Annotated in this window: 1 protein-coding gene; it reads left to right on the top strand. The window is 63.4% G+C overall.

Annotation, left to right across the window (positions count from 1 at the left end):
* Position 1 precedes the first annotated feature (1 nt).
* A partial coding sequence (locus ACPYOI_RS36940; RefSeq protein WP_481424292.1) for an SDR family NAD(P)-dependent oxidoreductase occupies positions 2–238 on the top strand: 237 nt, incomplete at its 3' end.

The following is a 238-nucleotide window of genomic DNA, read 5'->3' as shown; positions in this document are numbered from 1 at the left end:
GATTACCGGTGGCGCATCCGGCATCGGCCTTGCAGCGGCGAAACATCGCGCCAGGGCAGGCATGAACGTCGTCGTTGCCGATCTCGGCGGCGACAGGCTTGCGAAGGCTCGCGGCGAGCTTGAAGCCATTGCAGGGCAGGGACATGTGATGGCTGTCGAAACGGACGTTTCCGACAAGACGTCGCTGGAAGCCCTCGAACGCGCCGTCATTCAACGTTTCGGCTGCGTCCACGTGCTC

The organism is Rhizobium sp. SVR5-2C (genome assembly GCF_056755115.1).
The sequence above is the reverse complement of the archived record's forward strand: the minus strand, read 5'-3'. Positions and strand labels throughout refer to the sequence as shown.